Here is a 22,159-nt window from a genome sequence, read left to right on the forward strand (position 1 = left end):
ATTAAAACGTAACCATTTTGTCAGCCCATTCGACAACTTCAACACAGTCATTCATAGTAGAAATTGGACAGGAAGTTGTTTGATCTAGTAATCTCGATTTTAAACATGTTCCACAAGCTAAAAGATCACCCTTTAATTCATTAAATTTATTCATTTGATCTTTTACATTAAAACTCGGATGTTCAATGTTTTCACATTCTACAGCTTCACCCATTAAAAATAACTTAACTTCATGTTCTTTCATTAATGCAGCGTTCGCGAACCTAAATGCATTCCACGCTTTTTCCGGTTCTTTCGTCTCCAAAATAATTCCTAATTTCATTCTTAGTTCCTCCGCTCTATTTCGCTAATTGTAGCCATTCTTTAACGCCCTGTTCCATTCGAAATGCCTTAATTCCTTTTGATTTTAAAATCTTCACCGCTTCTACTGACATTAAACAATAAGGTCCTCTGCAATAAGCAACAACATCACAATTGGCTGGCAAAGATGCAAGCTTCTCTTCCAATTCTTCGATAGGAATAGAAATAGCACCAGGAATGTGTGCCTCTTCATATTCTTCTTTCGGTCGTACATCCAATAGTAAAACCTCACCTTTTTCCATTCGAGGAAGAAGTTCTGAAAGTGTTATTCCCTCTAACCCAAGTTGATCATTTAAAAACTCGTCTTTTATTTGTTGAACTTGAATTAGTTGCTTTTCTGATAAAGCATGCAATGTAATTAAGAAGTCAGAAATAATCTCATCCGCAAGTTCGTAAATGACATAATTTCCCTCCTTCTTAAATTTAACCATTCTCGAATTAAAAAGGGTTTTCAAATGTTGCGAAACATTAGCAACTGACATTTCTGTATTTTTTGCCAAAGCATCCACAGACTTAGGACCTTGTGATAAAAGATCAAGAATTTCCAATCGTTTAGGGCTTGATAAACTTTTTCCTATTCTTGCAAACTCTTGATATAATAAATCCTTTAAATTTCGTTCATTAAGCATACAAATATCCCCCAAACTATTCAATTGATTAATTGAATAGTTGAATTCTAACTATAAGAACAATCTTTGTCAATTACCTTTACTTTAACAAACCCGACCTCTTTAATCGTATAAGTTCTCATTAGGATCACCAAAACTTAATTAAAAATTAGAACTGTCAAAAGCAGTTTACAAATTTGACAGTTCTTTTTTGTTTATATTTAATGAGCATGCATAACAACATTCTTTTTCTTTGAATATAGTAAAAAAGTGATGGTTAAACTTAAGCTAATAATACCGAAAACAAGTCCCAATCCACTTAAACCAACTAAATCTAGCATCATGCCTGTTGACAATAAGACGACCTGAAAGATGACAGAATCAATCATATTACGGAATGAGAAAAATCGCCCATGAAATTCTTTTGGCACTTGCTTTTGAAAAATCACCATTGTCGTTGGGAAAAAACAGCCTACTGAAAAACCAAAAACTCCAAAAGCTACTAATGCCAAAAATTTAATATCCGAGAATATTAGCATTAGCTCCATCGAACCGATGATAAATGCTAATATAAAAAGGAGTGTTCCAGTGTTCACCCGTTCTGTAATCAATTTCAAACCAGCTGCTCCTAACATGAAACCTATGCCCTCAACTGTATATAATAATCCTGATATTGTCGCTGTATGATGAATCTCAGAAATTTTCATTATAACTAAATTAAAGGAACCTAAAAATAATGTTGGAATTAACATTAAGACAAGTGTCATTAAAACAACAGGGTGCTCCCTCACCATCGGTAACACTTCTTTAAAGTCGCCCTTTTCTTTAGTTGCTGACGATTGATTTGCCGTTTCATCTAATTGTAGGAAGTTCGTAATAACAAACATCAAAATATAGACAATAAATGAAATGATGTACAACCATTTCAGCTCAAAGAAACTTAGCATGAATCCTGCTGCAGCAGTACCAATAATCCTTGAAATCGTTCGAGCATTCATTTGCCAAGCATTTAATGTAATTAAATCCTTATCCATGACAATCATTGGTATAATAGATTGTAGTGCAGGCATATAAAAGGCGGCTGCTATTTGCAACGTTATTAAAAAAAGAATCATCCAAACAACCGAATTTGTATAAAGTGCCATAAACATAAATAAAACACTTATAATTCGCCCTACACTTGCCCACTGTATAACTGTTTTTTTCTGCGAGTTATCAATAATACGCCCTGCTAACGGACCAACTATTAAACCCGCCAATATACCGCTAGAAATAATTAATGATTTGTGAAAGTCAGAAGGAACAACCTCTTGCATAAAAGCTAAATTCCCTATAATCCCTGCCCACAAGCCAAGACCTACAACAAATTCACCTAATAAAATTATCCATACATTCCGATTACGCCACATGCTGTATCTCCTTGTTGTTTCATTTATTAATTAATAAATAGTAACAAAATTACAAATATTAGTACATAGTCGTTTTACAATAATTTCACTAAATATATGTCTTGAAAATATTCACTATTTTAAAATTATGCATTTATGAAATCTTGCTCATCAGATCTTTAATTTTGCTATATCGCCTTTTTGAACCACTTCCAAAAATATACCAATCAAAAAGCAAGTGATAAAAGACACCGTTTGATTCCGTTATCAAACGAAGTCGGCTGTAGACAAACGCTATTTTTTTTGCATATAGCTGTATGGTAAATTTATTGGCAGACTAGCCATTAGTATTTTATGAGGAGCGTCGAAACTAATTCTACGCAACATTAGAAAGATCATGTAATCAATTTTCTTACAAGGCGGCGCCAGCCTATCCAGAAAATAATGACCAGCATTCCCGCCCCAACAGACTCGGTCAGCTTCCATAAAAGTATAAGAACCAGCAAAATAATTAACGGAAGAATCGTCAACTTCAAATCATCTAAATCTTTCATTCATGCACTCTTCTTTCTTAAGTGACATAATTAGTACTCAAAATACTTCCGAATAACACAAAACACCAGCATTTCTGGTATGAAACGTGTTGGTGTTTACTCTCAAATTTATATTTTTGTATAATTTTTAATAGGCAATATCTCCCCCATCCTTTAACAACATGACATTGCTTATCTTCATCATATTCTGAAAGAAGTACAATGGAACCTCATATTGTGCTATTGTCACTTGATGAAATTGCATCAAAATTTTTAGTGCCCCTTCTTTTTTGTAACAGCACATTACAAAAAACATTCGTTTCCTCCCGAACAATCACGAAATTTTTTGCGTTTACAAATATTTAACCTTCCCCAAATTTCCGCTGATACTTTTCCATTACTCGGCTAAAGAACGACGCTAGAACTTGCTGAAATAGCATGCCAAACACTACAGGCATGACCGCTTTTGCAGGAAAGTATGTAGTCGCTATCACTACACCTATAGAAATATTGCGCATCCCTCCTGTAAAAACGAACATTGTAACGATACTTAAATTCTTCCAAAGAATATGACCGAGTACTAAGCATAAAACATACCCAGATACCGCTAGTATAAATACGATCAAAATAATACAAACAAGCTCCCAGCTAATATTTTTAATATACGAGGCAATTGAGCTACCATTAATCATCACAATGCAAAACAAACTTAGTTTTGCAAAAGGGGCTAATTTTTTTCCTAATGTCAACGTAATATTGCCTTTAGTAAACTCGTTCATCGCTACACCTACGAGAGATGGCACAACAATCATCCAAAATAAATCTAGAATCAGACCAGTAGTATTAATTTCGATAGTTTTACCGACAACCACATGTAGTAAAGTGGGAATAACTACGGGTGATATGAGTGTATCGATTAAAATAATCGCAAGGCACAATGCAAGATGTCCCTTACAAATATTTACCCAAATAAAGCTCGTTACCCCCGTTGGTATCGCGACAGCTAAAACAAAGCCAATCGTCAGTAAATGATCGTGAAAGATAACAGTTGATACAAAATAAGCCCAAATTGGCATGATCAGATGTAAAAAAGCAATGACTATTAAAATAACCTTTGGATATTTTTGAATACTTTTTAGCCCTTCAAAATTCATATTTAAACTACCTACAAATGTCATGAAAGCAAACAGCCATGGCATTAAAAATAAAAACTGATGCCCCACATTCCCTAACAATACACCAATCACTAAACTAAGCGGTGTTAAAACAGGCATCCATTCTTGGAGGTAATTATTAAAACTATTCAACATCCCTGTTTATTCCTTCTTTCCTAAAAGAATCCCCTATAAGATTTCTCCACCCTCCTTTCTAGTAAAATAAACTAGAAAAATTTGCAGTTTATATCCATATCCTTCAAACTATTAACAGTACTAGAAAGAAAGGATGACTGAGACAAATGAAAAAATTAGTATGCGCTTTATTGCTTCCCCTACTTGTTGTGGCAACTGGCTTCACTGTCCAAGCTGCTGGCTTTAAAGATGTGCCAGAAGATCACTATGCCTATGAAGCCATCATGTGGGCAGAGGAATATGATATCGTTAATGGTTATGCAGATGGTACATTTAAGCCCAATGCAATAATCACAGAGCAACAATTCGCAAAACTACTTGCAAATTTTTATGAGCTTGAATTACCGTATGATGAGTTAAAAAAACAGACCCCTGCTGCAAACTGGTCTGACGAATATTACAATCGTCTTGCGAGCTACGGTGTTCCATTAAACGGATACTTCGATAATAAGATTCGCGCAACTAGTGTAAAGCGCGGTGTTGTGGCACAGGCAATTACACATTTAGCTAATGGTAAAAGTGGATTAGATCAATCCATACAATTTTTACTCGATCATTACATTTCCACTGGTCAAAACTTTCAATATGAAAATCGCAATTTACAGAAGTTTTTTGGCGTTACAAACAATATGACACGAGCTCAAGTCGTAACAATGCTCCACCGTATGGATGAAAGAAATTTTTATGAAATTTCAGAGAACGCACAAGCAATTCATGAAAATACGAGTAATGCTTCTTTAAATGTACTTGCGAAAAATGGCCAAAATCAACTAGATAAAACAATGCAGCTGACAACACCTTCTAAAAGTGCTTGGGATGGTACCTATTCGTATTACTATAAGTGGGGTACAGGCTCAACTGATTTTAATCGCCGTGATGCCTATATTACAAACGCAACAAGCAAAAGCTTTACTATATTCATTACTGCCAATGATGGGACAGCTGCAGGGAGTGTCGATGGGACAGCAACGATTACTTCTAGCACTAAGGCCGTGATGAACAAATCCTCAAACGGCAATCGGTGTGTATTAGAATTTGAACGCCTCAATAATGCACTAAAAATTACCGAGGTAGATTGTCGTACAGAGCATGATGAGGGAACTAATTTTTCTGGGACTTTAAAGAAACAATAAGTTTTCAATAGGTCCAACTGAAAATAAAGGAACACCCTTGAGGTACTTTTATAAATCACCATAATATTCTTCCATAGTGAAAAGAACTAAAAAGTGCGAAATGGATTAAAAAGAATCATTCGCACTTTTTTAAATTACACTGAAATTACTTCCACGCCTATCAAAACTATGATTCTCCCCTTTCTATATACGCAAGAATACTGTATACACAACAATGCGTTATTCGTGTGCCTTTTTAAAAAGGCTGTTTTTGAAAAGATTGATGCTATTCAACTATCGGAGCAGGATAGTTAAAGAAGCAGGATTAATGAAATGTTTGAAGAACTAATATGTAAACAATTAAAAATTGGTGATATAGTGAATTTCAAAACGAAAAATGGTGAATTTAATAATTTTGAGCAATTGATTAGGTCAATTAATTCAATTGAAAAAAAACAGCCAACCTTGTTAATTGGAATAGATGGTTGTGGGGGTTCAGGAAAGAGTACATTTGCCAATAAATTAAAGGATGAATTTTCTAATATAACTGTTGTACATATGGATGATTTTTACTTACCATCCTCACAACTTATTAAAACTCATCCAGAGAAAAAGCCTATTGGTGCTGATTTTGATTGGAAGCGCGTATTAAATCAAGTTCTTGAACCAATCAATCAAAATATTGAAACACGATATCAGCGATATGATTGGGAGGCGGATGATTTGGCAGAATGGCATAGTGTTCCTGTTGGTGGAATTGTCATAGTAGAAGGTGTCTATTCTATTCGCAAGGAATTATCAAATAAATACGATTTTACAATATGGGTGGACTGTCCAAGAGAAACTAGGCTTTCAAGAGGTCTTGAAAGAGACGGAGAAGAGGCTCGTGATATGTGGGAAAATAATTGGATGATTTCAGAAGATATATATGTTGAAAAGCATAAACCATTTGAAAGAGCAGATATCATAGTTTTTGGAACCAATTAAATCTTTTTCAACTGATTTTGGCTTTTTCAATAAAGAGTAATGCCTTTTTGTTATTCAACGAAAGGGGTGTTTAGTTAAATTTCGATTCACGAAATATCAAACCAAAAAGACAGAATTTATTCTACACGTTTTGTAGATTAAATCTGCCTTTTTTGTTTTAACAGTAACAATCTTTGAGAAAACAGCCTTTAAAAAAGACATTTGCATAGCCTTATTAACAGCAAACAAAAAGAATCCATTTTAATAAAGGATCGTTCAAAATGGATTCTACAGTTTTTATTATAGATATAATTATTAGTTGAATTGTTTTGTGTATCAGCGAATTTAATAAGCAGTCCGGATTTACAAATTTTAGCCTTACGGAAACCATCAAACACACTAAAACGGTGCCCTATTTCAGTGGCCTGCATCTTTTATCATCAGTCCGGGTATAACAAGCTCTTAAAACTTCTTATACATCTTCATGGCAATTTCTATAAAATCAGCGAGATACGGAGATATGTGTTTGTCCTTATGCCAAGCGATATCCGTAAAAATATCTGCTAAATTCATTGATGTAGTCAGTTCTTTTAAACTATGGCTTTCTAACTCCTTCTCCACCACCATTTTGGGTAGGAATGAAATACCTAAGCCTGCCATCACACATTGCTTAATGGCTTCAATACTTGCAAATTCAATCATTTGTATTGGTAGCGTACCTTCCTGCTGTAGCTGTACTTCCAATTGATTACGGTAGGAGCAACCATTTTCCGTCAGAAGCATCGTTTCATTTGAAAGTTGCTGTAAAGAAAATACGTCTCTTTCCGCGTTGCTATCAGTAGGTGCACTGACAAATACTAATTGCTCTTGAATAAGTCGCTCACGATGTAACATAGGCGTTTCCTTATAGGCATCTGTAATAAACGCTAGATCTAGATTGCCTGACTGCAATAAATCTTTAGCGATTTCGGTTGTATGTACAGGCTTGAAAATGATTTTTACTTGTGGATGGGCTTTCTGAAAATGTTGTAAAATACTCGGAAGACGATACACACATTGACTTTCCTGTGCACCTATTTTTAACACCGCTTGTGCTTGTTCATTTAATACAGCTTTTTTCATATCCACATTTAAATCTAGGATTTTTTGAGCATACTGTTGTAATCGCTTGCCCTCCTCCGTAAGGGTAATACGTTTTCCCAGCCTCTCAAAAAGAACAACACTTAGCTCATCTTCAAGCGATTTAATTTGTGCTGTTATACTTGACTGTGCATAATCCAGTAGCTGAGCTGTCTGCGTAAAGCTTAACGTTTCTGAAGCTGTTAAAAACGTTTGTAGCTGTTTCATATCCATCTTCTTCACCTCTAAATCGTTTTTTTCGATACATTTCATCGAAACATTCATCTTTATCGATAATAAAAATAAGTTTACACTAGTTATAACTTGAATGACAGAGGAGGATTCATATGAACATTACCGCATTTATTGGAAGCTCTAGAGCCGGTAGTAATAGTGAACAACTAGCTGATTATGTATTAAAGGGCATCAATCATGAAAAAATAGATCTAAAAAATTTAACGATTGAGCCCATCAACGATTTACGTCATGATGACAATGGCTTTCAGTTTGTAGATGATGATTATGATCAAATCATCGATGCATTTTTAACAAGTGATATCGTTATTTTTGCAACACCAATATATTGGTACAGCATGTCGGGAATCATGAAGAACATGGTGGATCGACTCAGTCAAGCAATTCGAGATGAGCGTTTTCCACAGCTTAAGGAAAAACTACAAACTACCGAGGCTATTGTTCTTGCTGTTGGTGGCGATGATCCCTATATAAAAGGCCTACCAATGATTCAACAATTCCAATATATCTTTGATTTCTTAAAGATGCCGTTCTCCTCGTATATTATTGGAGAAGCAAACAAACCTGGTGAAATTATTCACGATGAACAGGCACTAATGCAGGCATCCATATTAAATAAGAAGTTAAAAGCACGTATCTATCCCATATAAAAAAACGACCTGAAAGAGGCTAATCTTTTAGGTCGTTTCATTATGTTAAAACAAAATGGTCGAGGAAATCCTGGTGAGAATTGTGGCGCTTTAAATGAAGGAGTCTCCGTTCCAGGCTACTCACCAAATCAATCAGAATCACTAATAACTGTGTCGGCGATTGTTATTTGTTGTTGCTGACGCTATTGCCACTTTGCTTTCGTACAAAAAACATTTGATGGCGCAAGCAGCTCATCAGCCCTTCAGGAAAGCGCCGAGTCGGAAAGGAAATCAACCCCTCGCTTTGGCAAATGGGTACACTTTATTTAATAGGAAACCTTAATTTCATGAACATAATAGTTTTTCAATGTTAAACTTCCGCTTCCACCGGAATATGCTGGAATGTTGTAACATCAAATAACCCTGTATCTGTCAACTTTAAGGCAGGAATAACAGGTAAAGCAACAAATGAAAACGTCAATAAAAAATGGAAATCTAGTGTTGGGTTGAGCTCGTGTAGGGCGTTATGCAAACTTACTAATTGCTTTTTTGCTTCATCAGCTGGTGCATCAGTCATTAAGCCTCCAATTGTTAATGGCATTTCCGCTAAAATCTCACCATCAGCTACTATGACAAAGCCACCTTGAATTTCTTGAATGCGTGACAAAGCAAGTAACATATCTTCATCATTGGTGCCTACTACTAATGCATTATGAGAATCATGAGCTACAGTAGTGGCCACTGCCCCTTTTCGTAAACCAAAGCCCTTCACAATACCAAGACCTGTCGTATGCAAATTGTGATGACGCTCAATAACTGCCAGTTTTAGTAAATCCTGTTCAACTGACGGTACAAATACACCTTCTTTCACAGGTACATCTATTACTAAATGATTCGTAATAAGCTGATTCGGTATTATTTCTATTACATTTGCCTTCGTACCTTTATGGAATGGAATGCTGAGCTTGTCCTTCATTACATGCGGTAAATGTACAGAATGATGAATATGTGCAGGTACATTAGGCTCTATGCGATTCGTTACCATTGCACCGTTTTCAGCAACCTTCATCCCATTTTTCCAAACTGCCTTTGCACGCATACTGTCAATGTTCTCGATTAATACAAAATCAGCCTTATAGCCTGGTGCTAAAACGCCTCGATCATATAAACGATAACACTCCGCTGTATTAACAGTTGCAAGCTGAATGGCCTGCAACGGCTCCATCCCTTCCTCAATGGCCATTGCCACATCGAAGTTAATGCTACCTTCATCCATTAGCTCGTCAACGTATTTATCATCGGTACAAAAGCCAAAACGGCGAGCATTTGTTGCATTGACAGCAGGCAATAAATCACGTAAATTTTTTGCTGCTGAGCCTTCACGAATTAGTACATACATCCCTTGCTCTACTCGATCAGTAGCTTCTTGTGCCGTTACACATTCATGATCTGTATGGATACCAGCAGCACGATAGCCTGTAATTTGATGACTATTTAAGCCCGCACAATGCCCATCAACCACTGGATTAGCCTGTTGCGAAAGGATAATCTTTTCAAGCATGCCTGCTTCTCCATTTAATACAGCAGGAAAATCCATGACCTCCGCTAAACCTCGAACATCTTCGTGCTTTAAAAACGGCTCCAAATCAGCAGCTGTCAGTGTTGCTCCTGCATAACAAAGATATCCATATCTGCTTTTTTGGCATCGTCTAGCATAAACTGAATGCCCTCCGCACCAGCAACATTTGCAATTTCATGAGGATCTGTAATGACTGTTGTAATGCCATGTGGAATCAGTATACGGCTAAATTCTGCAGGTGTTAGCATCGACGACTCAATATGTATATGTCCATCAATTAGACCAGGTACAACATATTTCCCTGCGGCATCCTCTTCTTTTTAGCTTTAAATCTATTCATTGTATCAAGTGCCACAATTTGCCCATTGTTAACGACGATATCTGCTTTTTTCCACGTCAATGTAAAAACATCTGCAATTTGTGCGTTACGTAAAATAAAATCTGCCTCCATTTTCCCTTGCGATGTTAAAATATTTTGTGCAAGCTGTTGTAATTTATCTGTCATTCTTTGCACTCCTTTTTTTCTTTTTGAATTATCATGCATGAACGCTCGTCTAATTTCAAGTAATGGTTGTCATTTAGCAAAAAATATTTTTTCCTATATTATCTAAAAAAACGACCACATTTTAATGGTCGTTTGTAAATTCAAGCTCTTTAGGTGGCTCCCCTTTTTGATTCATTAGACGCATACGAATCGGCTCGATTTTTAGTGTAATCATTTCATCTTGATTACCAACAAAAATGCTTGTAAAAAACTCAGCTAACCTATTTTTTATTCCTTCCTCTAGAATTTCTGTTAGCTTTCCTTCAATTTCAACGTACGTGTCACCAAAGCCTCTATTATCATATCCATATAAGATATGTGTATATGGATTTTCGCGAAGCTCCTCCATTTTTTCAGAATGTTTATTCGTTACTGTGTATAATACAAAATCTTCATGTTGGAATGTCATATAGCGTGAATATGGTTTACCATTCTCAACTGTTGCCATCGTTCCTATTTTTTCTCGGTTTAAAACTTCTAATATTTCATCTCGAACAGAGGTCATGTCATCTCATCCTTTCTTATTTTCTTATATTTTGTCCTAATTTACCGAGCCTAACCTTATTTTTTGAAAAATTCGAAATGACAATCTTCGGCTTATTTTTAAATTTATTGCTATAATATTTTGTTAGACAACACGAATTTTTAGAATGAGGTTTTTAATGATGAAGGAAGCATTTTTCACAAGGTGTCTGTTCTTCTTTACAGGCATTTTAGTTTTAGCCTTAGGTATAACGTTGACGATTAAAGGTCAGGTTTTTGGTGTTGGTTCGTGGGATGTGTTACATATCGGGCTAGCTAAATCATTGGGATTAACCATTGGTACTTGGTCAATTCTCATCGGACTAGCCATTTTAGCATTTGATATGGTAGTAACGAAAAGGTTTCCACGGGCAGGCACATTTATAGATATGTTTTTAGCAGGTATTTTTATTGATATTTTTAACTATTGGCTTCCTGATATAGATGGTTTTTGGATGCAGCTATTTTCTTATGTATCTGGCTTAGTATTACTTGGCTGGGGCTGCGGTATGTATATGGTGGCGAACTTAGGCATTGGTCCTCGGGATACATTAATGCTTCTAATGGTCCATAAACTTGGCTGGAGTGTCACACGCTCTCGAACAACTATGGAAGTAACTGTTGCTATACTTGGTTTTTTACTTGGCGGACCTATCGGAGTTGGAACGGCTCTAATGGCTTTTGGACTTGGGCCAATTGTACAATTTGCTTTAACTTTTAACGAAAAATTATTTATGAGATTGACAGGCGTGAAAAGCGCTGTAATATAAAGGGAAACTTTAATCAGTGAGTTTTTCTTCATCTCCTACGGATTTAGTTTTCACCAAGTAAGCTTTTAAGGCAATGCAGTCAATATGCATTGTCTTTTTTAGATACTGATCGGTTAAGAAGGTAACGCTTTTTATCCAAATTTATTCTCTATCACTTAGATTATTCCGTAAGATTACAAGAAATGGAACCTATTTACAGATGTAAATCGGCCCCTTTTTTCATATATTCTTAGCTTCTCATCTAATATGGGAGCAATCGAATCGTTTTTGTACGACTAATCGGTACTGCTGAATCATGCTCGACGACAACAACAGTTGAAAATTTATTATAATACTGGTCATCATGAGCCTTAGGAGATAAAATAATCAGCTTTCGTTGTAACTCGTTTACATACAGATCAAACACTTTTTCTTTTCGCTCCTCATCTAATGCACTATCATCTCGTCGTGCTTGGAAAAGCGAGCGTCCAATATCATCCTGTAAATAATAGGCTAATGAATCGTTCGCAAGACGAATAAGTGCATCCATCATCCGTTTACCACGGTCTAATAATTTTATTTGACGCGTTTGCTTTGTAAGCCAGCTATTACGTGCCAAAATGTAAATTAAGTGATCAAGTTGCTTAATGGTTGGTGGTGCATCGTCGATATATGTATTGCGATAGCGATAATACAGCATTTCTGTATCCTCTATCACGTCTGCTAAACCTAAAGATTCTTCATATAAAAGCTGAATCGTATTCAGAAAGCGCAAAATTTCAAGCGGTGACTCATAAATTTGCTGGCTCCCAAGCTCGTTTAATACTCCAGCCAATGAGGCAATATCACGCATTGATGTTTTAAGCTCAGCTGTGTTCGATTCAACATTAAAAATAGAGATTGGCGCACGCTTTACTGTATCCATTTCATCCATTGTTCTACATCTCCTAATTGCTGCTCTTGTTCGTGTTCAGCTACTTCAATTTCACCAAATAGCCACTTTTTATAGACTTCGATATCAGAAAAAGTCTGATTATCCCTAGCAATGATTTTATATGATGTATTAATCATTTGTACTGCATGCATAGCTATTGTTAAGCCTGCAACATCAAAATCCGTCCAAACTATCACAGTTTGAGTGGTGACTAGCTGACGAATCAACATTGTATGCGCAGACCTTATTTGACCATCTAAACATAAAATAAAGGAATTAGTAAGCTGTAAAAAGTTCGTTTCCTTTGCCATTCGTGTAAGAATTGCTCTATTTTCAACAAGCCAAATAATGTTCGCCTCTGTTTTATAAGTATCTTTTAAAATGGCATCATCGGTTAATGCATGAATAACACCTTGTCGATAATGGCTAAATGCCCCATTAACTCACCCGTAAAAAAAACCGGTGTAATTTTCCCTAAACTAATTAATCCGCAATCGATTGTCTGTACAGAGAAGACACGCTCTAGCTCTTCGATAAATTCTTTTTGGTCACGGTCGAAAGCTTTTGAACCTCCAATTTTATCAAAAAGCGTTGCACCTATTTCTTTAAAATCAAACAATACTCCTTCATTTGCCAATTGGAAAAAGCCAATTGAAAAATGCAAAAAGCGTAATCGTTTTTCAATCGACCAATGAGGTGTTAATTTTGTCGTATGTGCTAATTTTTCAATTGGCATTGCTACAAATTCATTTAATTGTTGCACAGCTTGTAGGAGTTCTTTTATTGGTTGTATGTCAGCACTTTTTTGCAGCTGCAATACATAATTTTCTAACCTTTGCGTCTGCTGCTCGTTCTGTGCATCAAAATAGTACTTTAAACTTGGTCCGATTCGGTAATGGATTGCTTTTGCGGTACGTCCATCTTGTGCGAAAACAATTTCTTCTATAATCCACCCTTCCTTAATCCAGCTTTGAATTGTAGAAAAATCTTCTGTTAGCTTTCGCTTTGCATTTTTTGTGAATTTATAATTTATAAGCTCTTGTGATGGCTTTGTTTTTGTTAGTTGCCCTACCTTTAAAAACGATACATTGCGATACGTTCGTGCAGTTTGTTTTGCTACCGTATACTGCTTAATTGTATCTGAAATATATTTTGGAGGTACTTCAAGGTGTTCCCCATTTTTGACAAAATACGAAGTCAAAAATTGTTCTATCATACTATCACACCCTTTCTCCTTCCATTATACAAAACTAGAGTATGGAATGCAGTAAACCTAGTAGATCAATTATGCCTCGGCATAATTGCGTCCGGATTCGGCTTTGTGCTTGCACTAAAGGTGGGAGACTTCTGCTGAAAGAAGTTAAAACACATCATAAAAAATAAAAACTACATCATCCATTAGGCGAATCTGATGGATGATGTAGCTTTTCTTTTTATGCTTCCTCTGTATTTTTCCCGGTAGCCTCGATTACTTCAGGGGTTCCATCTACTGTGTCCTCCTGCACATTTTCAGCGGCAGGTGGTGTAATTGTCACTATTGTATAATCGTCTTCCTGTAAAATTTCAAAGGAAAACTTTTCGCGAATATCTCCTACATAAAGTGATGTCCCGATGGCTACATCCGTCACATCAACCTCTATTGTTTCAGGGATTTCTGTTGGATTTACTTTTATGCGAACTTCACGATTAGGCTGTAATAGGAATCCACCATCTGCAACCCCAATGGCATGACCGCTAACCGTTACTGGAATATCAACCTCTAGTTTCTCTGCCATATTAATGGACTTAAAATCTACATGCTTTACATTACCCTTTAACGCACATCGTTGTACTTCTGTTAATACCGCGTTGATCCGTTTACCGTCTACATCTAATTGAAAAACATTTTTATTACCGAATTGAGCTAACATTTTTGCAAATTGTCTGGCATCCAGTGATACCGCTGTCGATTCCATTTGATAGCCATATACAACGCCCGGAATAGCACCGTTCTGTCTAAGTTGAGTTAATGATGATTGACGCCCTTTATCGCGTTTTTTTACAGATAAAACAGTATTCATCGTATTTTCCCCTTTCATGGAAACTAGGTCTCATAAAAGGTTTTGCCCGTTCTATAGATTTTTATACATGAGCACAATGTTGTAGCTTTCTCTGACGTTCGCTCCGTTGTACTGGAAGTTCTTTACCCCAACAAAAAAAGCCGAGATATTTTTAAACTCGGCAAATTTTATCTAATTACAATCTTCCAGCTGCGCTCAAAGTCACTGCTAACATTTTAGCAAACTCTCCACGGGTAATAAATTGATTTGGCAATAGATTTGTTTTGTAGTCTAGAGCACCGATTTCATACAAAGTCTCAGTATGACGCAATGTTTCCCCCTGAAGATAGTAGCTATCCTGATAAGGTAAAATCGCATATTCTTCTTGGACAAAATCAACAGCATCTAATGTTCGACCAAGCATTAAAATTGCCTGCTGGCGTGTGATTTTTCCATTTGGATCAAATGTAGTTGGCGTTTTTCCGTTTATGATTCCTAACGAATGCAAGGCTCCAATATAACCACCATACCAAGATTTTTTGGCATCAACGTCTTTGAATTGTTTTGTTTGTACTTGTTGAAAGCTGAATGCACGAGTTAATAATGCACTAACTTGAGCACGTGTTAACGAATCATTCACACCAAAATTATCAGCTGTTTTGCCTTGAACGATGCCCCTCTTCGATAAAGTAGTAATATACGAACTATACGTTGATTTCCCTATATCACGAAAATAATTAGGCGGTGAATTATCAAATTTTAATTCTGCATTATTGTGAATAGTGGCAACTACTCGGTCATTTAAATCTCGATAAGCAACCGGCTCCAATACGCCTTTTTTAACAACTTGTTTTAGGATCCCACCCTGACCATTTTTGAAAATTTCTACTTCTAAGGGCTGACGGTTATTAACAATATTTGCTTTAATGCTAAAAATATCCCCTTTTTCTGATGCATTAATTGTGGCACCATATGCAGAGTACACCGTCATATTTGGCGTTTTCATATGTACATAACTGGTTGGCTCTTGATAAGCATGTGCTTGCATTGGAATAACCAATGATATGCTTAACAACCCTACCAATACACCCTTTGAGATTTTCCCTTTCATCTTGTTTCTCCCTTCTTTTCATCTACCACTATCATACTGGATTTAACTATCCAAAAATATAGTATATTTAGAGAATTATTCTATCCAAAAAACTACACTTCAATTGTTCAGTCTTATGTACAGTTGAAGCGTAGTTCAAACATGTATTTACAAAATTGTTACTTTGTTATCTAACAATAAATGTAAATCATGAAGCTTTTTAATTTCAAAATGTGGTTGGATATCGCTTGTATTTTCAATATTACGTATATTAAACCAGCATGTATCAATTCCGGCTTGTAGTCCACCTTTAACATCAGATGTTAAGGAATCACCAATAATCATGGTTTTATCCTTATTGATATCATCGATACGTTCAAAAACATAATCGAAAAAAGCTGGCATTGGTTTTTGATAGCCTGTTTGCTCCGAGACAAAAATGCCTTTGAAAAATGGAGCTAAATTTGCATCCTCTAGTCGTTTATTTTGGGTAATTGTTTTACCATTTGAAACGACATATAAATCATAGTTATTTGCAAGCTGTTCGATTACTTCGTAAGCGCCGTCAACATAATGATGCGCCTCTTTCAAATATTTTTGAAAAACCGCTTCAAAGTACTCTCCATCTACATCTAAGTCGAATTCCTTTAAAGCAATCGAAAAACGAGTGTTATGTAATGCATCTTTAGACACCTCACCACGTTCAAAAGCACGCCACATGGATTCATTAATCTCCTTATAACGTGCAATCATCGTTCCGTTTACTGCAATATTTTCCTGTTTAAATAAACGGTCAAGTGCTGCATTTTCAGCTAAGTCAAAATCTAATAATGTGTCATCCACGTCAAACAATAATGTTTCATACTTAGTCATGTCATTTCCTACTTTCTTTGGTGCTGTATTACCATTTCACTCCTTCTATCATAACGTTTTTCGAGAAAAATAACAGTAAATTTACCCATTCATCCACTTTACTGAATTTTAAGAAATATCGTTTAAGGAAAAGTGTTAAAGATATTCCTTCACTGCGTATTAAAAATGATCATCTTACCTAAAAATAGCCCTTTCGATAATTTCATATTTGAAAATAACAGCGAATATGAGACAATAGAATGCTAGAAAGGAAGATGTACCAATTATGAAGACCCTACAAAAAATCACGCCTGCCTTTGATCCATGGGAAGCGTATTTAGATGTTGAACAACATGGGCATATGACCCTATCTAATATAGAGTTCACAACAACGACTCTTTGCAATATGCGCTGTGCACACTGTGCTGTCGGCTATACATTACAAACTAAAGATCCAGATGCATTACCAATTGAGCTAATCATAAAGCGTCTCGATGAAATTCCACAACTTAAAACAATCTCTATTACTGGTGGAGAACCGATGATGTCTAAGAAATCAGTTCAAAACTATGTATTGCCTTTATTGAAATATGCGCATGAACGTGGCGTACGAACACAAATCAACTCCAACCTAACATTGGAACCAGAACGTTATTTACTGATTGCCCCCTATTTAGATGTACTACATATTTCACATAACTGGGGTACTATCGATGAATTCGTCGAAACGGGCTTTGCCATGATGGAGCGAAAACCGACTTATGAACAGCGTGCAGCTTTGTTCCAACGCATGATTGATAACTCAAAAATGCTTGCAGAACATGGTGTAATGGTATCGGCGGAAACAATGTTAAACAAAAAAACTTTACCGTACTTAGAGCATATCCATAACCAAATCATCAACGAAATGAAATGTGCACGTCACGAGGTGCATCCGATGTACCCTTCAGATTTTGCAAGTGCCCTTACGTCTTTATCACTTGAAGAAACTCGTGAGGCGATTCATCATCTACTTGATATTAGAGATGAAAACACTTGGATGCTATTTGGTACGCTACCTTTCTATCCATGTAGCATGAATGAAGAAGATCAAAAGCTTCTAAAACGACTAAGAGAAGAAAAAAACGTGACGATGCGTAATGATCCAGATGGTCGTTCTCGCTTAAATGTCAATATCTTTACGGGTGATGTCATTGTAACAGACTTTGGTGACACACCTGCGCTTGGCAATATTGCGAACGACAAGTTACCAGCGGTTTTTGATAAATGGATGGCAACAGATTTAGCGAAATCACTAAACTGTCACTGTCCAGCAGTAAAATGCTTAGGCCCTAACGTTCTTGTTCAAAATATGTATTATAAAGATACGAAGTTTATTAGTGGCTCTGCCAAAATATAAAAGGAAAAATGTCCAATGCGGATGTACGCATTGGACATTTTTTTAGGATCAATGATACTTTTGCTCCAACAATAAAAAACTACCAAATGTCCCAGCATCAGGTAGCTTCAATTTTTTGAAAAAGTGAAAGATAAAAAAATTATCTATACCTTCACTACTTTAGTATGTGAGATCATTTCCTATAGCTATTTCTCTCACCATTTGATCGGTAGGAGTCATTTAAACTCGCTAATTCTCTTTTAATTTTAGTATTTATTCATGAGGTAAATTTAGACATTTTATTCTTTCAATTTCCTCTCTCGATATATCTAATAAATCCATTATTTCTTCAATCGGTTCATGCCGTTTTAGTAATTTTTTCACTAACTCTATTTGCGCTTGTTTACGCCCTTGTTCTAATCCTTGTTCTCTTCCCTTATTGATTCCATCAATGTAGCGGGCTTCTTCATCTAGGATATACTTTAACCGTGACTGGTAAGCAAGAATTGTTTCAGGGGATTGGCTAATTTCTTCCCATGTATCAAATGCTGCACGTAAGTTTTCATCTTTCATCGCTAACTCCTCCAATTCACGATAGATCTCTGCATATACTTTCTTTTTGCGACCATCGACCATACCGAGTAATAACAACCATCGAATTAATATATCGTTAAGGGCATCCAACTTCTCTTCATGCCAAAGCGTAATAAACTTGTTCATTTCTATAAAGTGAATTTCCAGCACATCTTCTTCTGGCATTAGCCTTGAAAATGTACTGTCATCATACAGATGATAAGTACTATGATAATCTTTTTTGTCTTTAAACATTGTAAAATTACAAATATTGATCGTAATGGTTGGACGTAATTCACTATATCCCATACCTCTAACTAGTTGTGACTCATACATTTTTGCCCAATAATATAGCGTTCTCTTTGTCATATCTTGCTGATTGGATAGTTGAATTTCCACATTGATAAAGTCACCATTTTGTGTTTTTACAAGAATATCGAGCCGAGATTGTTTATCGTCTTGATATTCACCGCCCAATTCTTGCTGAATAAATGTTACTTCTTTAATAGTATCTCGTCCGGTAAGCTTTAATACTGCATTCAAAAAGACTATAGTAATTTTTTTATTTTTTTCACTACCGAACAATTGCTTGAAGGCAAAATCAACCTTTAAATCAAAAAACTTTTCTAACGGAACTCTTCGTATTGCTTTTCGATTCATCAGAGATCATCTCTTTTTTATTACTATCATTATATCATGGGTATACTACTAAACCTCTTTTTAACATCAAAATGTATTTTGTTATTTATAAAAACATGAATTTCTTTAAAGACCTACACAAAGTCTTTGAAAGCAAATAAGTTTATATCAAAAAAGCGATGTTTCCGAACTAAACATCGCTTCTTTTTTGTTGTTTTCCACAAAACTTCTTATATTTCTACGACCACATGAATACAACTCGATTTCTCTTGATTATTTGCTGTACTTCCTTTTACATGATTCATAGAGTTTTTTCTCTTGCAAATTAGGAGCTTTTCTTGTTGATTAGCAAGTTTTGTGTAAGTACTCGCCGCTATAGCCGTGTGTTTCCTATTAATTCCTTTGCAATTAGCTTATAAGTATTCATGCGGCTTTCTAGTGCGTATTGATTGCAGTTTAGCATCACTTCATCAAATCTATAATGCTCTTGCTCTGCTACTAAAAATTCAGCGATTTCCTTAGGCGTTCCGACAAGATTGGCTTTTCGATTATTGGCGATTGTCATTTTATCCAACTCCGTAAGCGGAAAATCCTTTGCTTCCTCAGGTGACATTGCTTGGATGATTTGTCCCTTCATGAGATGGAGACGTGTAATATCAATCGGCTTTGCCAAATATTCCGCTTCCTCTAGCGTATCTGCAACTGTCGCCGCATAAGTAACGATAATTTGTGGCTTCTCCATATAATAGGAAGGTATAAAGTAATCTCTATACGTATCAAATATATCCTTTGACATATTGCCAGTGAAAAACTGCGCATATGAATAACCCACACCTAATCGTCCTGCCTGCATAGCACTTTGACCACTAGACCCAAGTAACCAAGCCTCAGGTAATTGGATATTAACTGGTGCCGCTATCACTTGATCATAGACATCTTCGCCTGTTTTTTGATTATTCATCAGTTTTAAAATGATTTCGAGCTTATCGTATTGCTCTGTAAAACGTTGTCTTCTTCCCTCTGCTAGTGCATTAATAGAGGCATGGTCACCACCAGGGGCTCTGCCGACGCCAAAATCAATACGATTCGGTGCCAAGCCACTTAATGTTTTAAAAACCTCTGCCAGCTTATATGGAGAATAGTGCATCATCATAACGCCTCCAGTACCGATACGAAGACGTTTTGTTTTCGCTGCTAAGAAAGCTGCTGTAACCTCGGGAGCTGAACTTGCCAGTGAATGACTATTATGGTGCTCTGCTAACCACATACGATGATAGCCAAGTTCTTCACCTAAGAGCGCTATTTGTTCTGTACGCTGAAAGGCTTCCTCAGCTGTATGACCTTTTGGTATAGGCATTTGATCTAACATACTTAATCTCATTGAAAACACCCTCTCTGTCTCTTAGCACTCCTCTCTACTGTAATATAGGAAGTTCTTTTTACAAAGCAAAAGACCTTACTCATAGGCGAGCCGATTTATATGCCACGTTTCATAAACCATGCCAATAAGTAACCGTTTTTGTTCAGGCTTCAAAACGACATCATTAAATTTCATAGCATAAACAGTAAATTGCTTGGAATGTTCATCCACCACGAACTGTAAAATGGCATGTCCTTTTTCACCTTCAAATGTAATATCACCTGATAATTCGACAACACGCTCGCCTGTTTTTGCCTGATAATATCGCCAATATGGTTCAAAAAATGCATAATTAAATGCATTACGAACAGATACTTCTGAAAAATCCCCCAAATACCCTTCTTTTACTGTATCGATATACTCATTATCAGTTATATCTTTTTTGGCATTATATACATATCCGACAAGTAGCCCCATAAACACAACACAAATAAATACTCTTACATGATTTCCTAAACTCAAATGTCATCACGTCCCCTTTACGCAAAAAACACTATCACCTACATAATACATTAAAATATATACACAAAGTAGAATATTTTTGATTTTTGTAGAATTTTAAAATTTAAAAAAGATTAAATTCTCAAAATTAATAGAGAAATACTATTTAAGCTATTTACAGCGAGATTTCATTTCGCTACTATCAGATTATTATTATAGAAAAGAGATGACCTAGTGTGCCTTTTGATTTAGATGTAAACATTTTACTCATTCTTATTTTTTTTGGCTTTCTAGCCGCATTTATTGATTCTGTTGTAGGAGGTGGCGGACTTATTTCATTGCCAGCTCTTCTGTTTGTTGGTCTTCCACCATCTGCAGCCGTGGCTACCAATAAGTTAGCGGGCACTATGGGGTCATTAACGAGCACCATAACATTTTATCGATCTGGTAAATTGGATATTAAAGCCGTTTATAAATTGTTCCCTTTTGTTTTTATAGGTTCAATGATAGGTGCTTGGATTGTCCATCTTATGGATCCCAGCGTTCTAAAGCCACTTATGCTGATCATGCTAGCAGCTGTGGCGATTTATACTATTTTCAAAAAAGACTGGGGTAGCAATTCTACCTATAAAAAATTGACACCTAAGCGTTACGCATTTTTTGTGGCGATCATTACCTTAATCGGCTTCTATGATGGCTTTTTAGGGCCAGGGACAGGCTCGTTTCTACTGTTTGCCTTTTTAATTGTTGGCTTTGACTTTTTAAAATCTGCAGGAAATGCCAAGTTTTTGAATTTCGGAAGTAATATCGCCGCCCTTCTTATGTTTATATACTTAGGGCAAATAAATTATGCCTATGGGTTACCAATGGGACTTGCGCAAATTGCCGGAGCTATTGTTGGTTCTAAATTTGCCATTAAACGTGGTAGCGGGTATGTACGTAATTTATTTATCGTTGTGACAATTCTATTACTTTTGAAAAATACATATGACTATTTTTCATGATTGATTTGTAATATCTTTAAAAACAAATTAAAGCGGTGCAATTAAATTAATTGCACCGCTTTATTGGTTTTGTATA

Annotated in this window: 24 protein-coding genes and 1 pseudogene; 7 read left to right on the forward strand and 18 right to left on the reverse strand. The window is 35.9% G+C overall.

The features are described 5' to 3' along the window. Position 1: 1 nt before the first annotated feature. The 6 genes from ACIQLB_RS13015 to ACIQLB_RS13040 all read right to left on the reverse strand — a co-directional run bounded on the left by ACIQLB_RS13015 (position 2) and on the right by ACIQLB_RS13040 (position 4,199). Positions 2 to 322: a DsrE/DsrF/TusD sulfur relay family protein gene (locus ACIQLB_RS13015; protein WP_400726197.1), complete on the reverse strand. Its 321-nt coding sequence runs from the start codon at positions 320 to 322 to the stop codon at positions 2 to 4. A 16-nt stretch (positions 323 to 338) separates the two neighbouring features. Beyond that, entirely contained in the window at positions 339 to 989 is a 651-nt protein-coding gene (locus ACIQLB_RS13020; RefSeq protein WP_400726200.1) for an ArsR/SmtB family transcription factor, read from the reverse strand. Positions 990 to 1,189: 200 nt separating this feature from the next. Then, positions 1,190 to 2,377, reverse strand: coding sequence for an MFS transporter (locus tag ACIQLB_RS13025; protein WP_400726203.1), 1,188 nt, complete (start codon positions 2,375 to 2,377; stop codon positions 1,190 to 1,192). A gap of 374 nt (positions 2,378 to 2,751) precedes the next feature. Then, the gene (locus ACIQLB_RS13030; protein ID WP_400726206.1) at positions 2,752 to 2,910 is read right to left on the reverse strand and encodes a hypothetical protein; all 159 of its coding nucleotides are present in this window, start codon (positions 2,908 to 2,910) and stop codon (positions 2,752 to 2,754) included. Positions 2,911 to 3,037: 127 nt separating this feature from the next. Beyond that, complete coding sequence (locus ACIQLB_RS13035; protein ID WP_400726209.1) at positions 3,038 to 3,205, reverse strand: hypothetical protein; 168 nt, start codon at positions 3,203 to 3,205, stop codon at positions 3,038 to 3,040. Positions 3,206 to 3,251: 46 nt separating this feature from the next. Next, positions 3,252 to 4,199 carry a bile acid:sodium symporter family protein gene (locus ACIQLB_RS13040; RefSeq protein ID WP_400726212.1) on the reverse strand — a complete coding sequence of 316 codons (948 nt, stop codon included), beginning with the start codon at positions 4,197 to 4,199 and terminating at the stop codon, positions 3,252 to 3,254. A 146-nt stretch (positions 4,200 to 4,345) separates the two neighbouring features. Here ACIQLB_RS13040 and ACIQLB_RS13045 point away from each other — a divergent pair, with 146 nt between their 5' ends. Together ACIQLB_RS13045 and ACIQLB_RS13050 are read left to right on the forward strand one after the other, a co-directional pair. Next, complete coding sequence (locus ACIQLB_RS13045; protein ID WP_400726215.1) at positions 4,346 to 5,371, forward strand: S-layer homology domain-containing protein; 1,026 nt, start codon at positions 4,346 to 4,348, stop codon at positions 5,369 to 5,371. A gap of 312 nt (positions 5,372 to 5,683) precedes the next feature. Then, positions 5,684 to 6,337, forward strand: a complete 654-nt coding sequence (locus tag ACIQLB_RS13050; RefSeq protein WP_400726218.1) for a uridine kinase family protein — start codon at positions 5,684 to 5,686, stop codon at positions 6,335 to 6,337. Between the two features lie 441 nt (positions 6,338 to 6,778). On the opposite strand, the gene ACIQLB_RS13055 is transcribed toward ACIQLB_RS13050, so the two are convergent. Continuing rightward, a complete protein-coding gene (locus ACIQLB_RS13055) occupies positions 6,779 to 7,669 on the reverse strand; it encodes a LysR family transcriptional regulator (protein ID WP_400726293.1) in 891 nt (296 codons plus the stop codon). 113 nt (positions 7,670 to 7,782) lie between these two features. On the opposite strand from ACIQLB_RS13055, the gene ACIQLB_RS13060 reads away from it, so the two are divergent. Continuing rightward, entirely contained in the window at positions 7,783 to 8,340 is a 558-nt protein-coding gene (locus ACIQLB_RS13060) for a flavodoxin family protein (RefSeq protein ID WP_400726221.1), read from the forward strand. 42 nt (positions 8,341 to 8,382) lie between these two features. After that, positions 8,383 to 8,520, forward strand: coding sequence for a hypothetical protein (locus ACIQLB_RS13065; RefSeq protein ID WP_400726224.1), 138 nt, complete (start codon positions 8,383 to 8,385; stop codon positions 8,518 to 8,520). A gap of 169 nt (positions 8,521 to 8,689) precedes the next feature. Here ACIQLB_RS13065 and ade read toward each other — a convergent pair. Both ade and ACIQLB_RS13075 read right to left on the reverse strand, forming a co-directional pair. Continuing rightward, positions 8,690 to 10,403 (reverse strand): annotated as a pseudogene (gene ade, locus ACIQLB_RS13070) (adenine deaminase). A 121-nt stretch (positions 10,404 to 10,524) separates the two neighbouring features. After that, positions 10,525 to 10,947 carry a pyridoxamine 5'-phosphate oxidase family protein gene (locus tag ACIQLB_RS13075; protein WP_400726227.1) on the reverse strand — a complete coding sequence of 141 codons (423 nt, stop codon included), beginning with the start codon at positions 10,945 to 10,947 and terminating at the stop codon, positions 10,525 to 10,527. Positions 10,948 to 11,107: 160 nt separating this feature from the next. Between ACIQLB_RS13075 and ACIQLB_RS13080 the strand changes: the two genes are divergently transcribed. Next, on the forward strand, positions 11,108 to 11,734 hold the full coding sequence (locus ACIQLB_RS13080) for a YczE/YyaS/YitT family protein (protein WP_400726296.1): 627 nt from the start codon (positions 11,108 to 11,110) through the stop codon (positions 11,732 to 11,734). 241 nt (positions 11,735 to 11,975) lie between these two features. Here the strand turns inward: ACIQLB_RS13080 and ACIQLB_RS13085 are convergent, their stop codons facing one another. The 6 genes from ACIQLB_RS13085 to ACIQLB_RS13110 form a co-directional block, all read right to left on the reverse strand. Continuing rightward, the gene (locus ACIQLB_RS13085; protein WP_400726229.1) at positions 11,976 to 12,647 is read right to left on the reverse strand and encodes a hypothetical protein; all 672 of its coding nucleotides are present in this window, start codon (positions 12,645 to 12,647) and stop codon (positions 11,976 to 11,978) included. Beyond that, a complete protein-coding gene (locus tag ACIQLB_RS13090; protein WP_400726299.1) occupies positions 12,626 to 13,054 on the reverse strand; it encodes a DUF2399 domain-containing protein in 429 nt (142 codons plus the stop codon). The genes ACIQLB_RS13085 and ACIQLB_RS13090 overlap by 22 nt, the downstream gene beginning before the upstream one ends. Continuing rightward, entirely contained in the window at positions 13,042 to 13,863 is an 822-nt protein-coding gene (locus ACIQLB_RS13095) for a hypothetical protein (protein WP_400726232.1), read from the reverse strand. The genes ACIQLB_RS13090 and ACIQLB_RS13095 overlap by 13 nt, the downstream gene beginning before the upstream one ends. Before the next feature lie 217 nt (positions 13,864 to 14,080). Next, entirely contained in the window at positions 14,081 to 14,707 is a 627-nt protein-coding gene (locus tag ACIQLB_RS13100; protein WP_400726235.1) for a 50S ribosomal protein L25/general stress protein Ctc, read from the reverse strand. A gap of 175 nt (positions 14,708 to 14,882) precedes the next feature. Continuing rightward, complete coding sequence (locus ACIQLB_RS13105) at positions 14,883 to 15,797, reverse strand: S-layer homology domain-containing protein (protein ID WP_400726238.1); 915 nt, start codon at positions 15,795 to 15,797, stop codon at positions 14,883 to 14,885. A 147-nt stretch (positions 15,798 to 15,944) separates the two neighbouring features. Further along, the gene (locus ACIQLB_RS13110; protein WP_400726241.1) at positions 15,945 to 16,649 is read right to left on the reverse strand and encodes a YjjG family noncanonical pyrimidine nucleotidase; all 705 of its coding nucleotides are present in this window, start codon (positions 16,647 to 16,649) and stop codon (positions 15,945 to 15,947) included. Positions 16,650 to 16,914: 265 nt separating this feature from the next. Here ACIQLB_RS13110 and yfkAB point away from each other — a divergent pair, with 265 nt between their 5' ends. Further along, positions 16,915 to 18,027 (forward strand): radical SAM/CxCxxxxC motif protein YfkAB, encoded by a 1,113-nt coding sequence (gene yfkAB / locus ACIQLB_RS13115; protein ID WP_400726244.1) that lies wholly within the window; start codon positions 16,915 to 16,917, stop codon positions 18,025 to 18,027. Positions 18,028 to 18,279: 252 nt separating this feature from the next. Here the strand turns inward: yfkAB and ACIQLB_RS13120 are convergent, their stop codons facing one another. The 3 genes from ACIQLB_RS13120 to ACIQLB_RS13130 form a co-directional block, all read right to left on the reverse strand. Further along, positions 18,280 to 19,239, reverse strand: coding sequence for an Rpn family recombination-promoting nuclease/putative transposase (locus tag ACIQLB_RS13120; RefSeq protein ID WP_400726246.1), 960 nt, complete (start codon positions 19,237 to 19,239; stop codon positions 18,280 to 18,282). Positions 19,240 to 19,591: 352 nt separating this feature from the next. Next, positions 19,592 to 20,599 (reverse strand): LLM class flavin-dependent oxidoreductase, encoded by a 1,008-nt coding sequence (locus ACIQLB_RS13125; RefSeq protein WP_400726249.1) that lies wholly within the window; start codon positions 20,597 to 20,599, stop codon positions 19,592 to 19,594. Between the two features lie 75 nt (positions 20,600 to 20,674). Next, entirely contained in the window at positions 20,675 to 21,100 is a 426-nt protein-coding gene (locus ACIQLB_RS13130; protein ID WP_400726252.1) for a hypothetical protein, read from the reverse strand. A gap of 215 nt (positions 21,101 to 21,315) precedes the next feature. Here ACIQLB_RS13130 and ACIQLB_RS13135 point away from each other — a divergent pair, with 215 nt between their 5' ends. Continuing rightward, a complete protein-coding gene (locus ACIQLB_RS13135; protein ID WP_400726255.1) occupies positions 21,316 to 22,083 on the forward strand; it encodes a TSUP family transporter in 768 nt (255 codons plus the stop codon). The last annotated feature ends 76 nt before the right edge of the window (positions 22,084 to 22,159 follow it).

Origin of the sequence: Lysinibacillus sp. NPDC092081 (genome assembly GCF_044755845.1) — a bacterium.
Classification (GTDB): Bacteria; Bacillota; Bacilli; order Bacillales_A; family Planococcaceae; genus Lysinibacillus.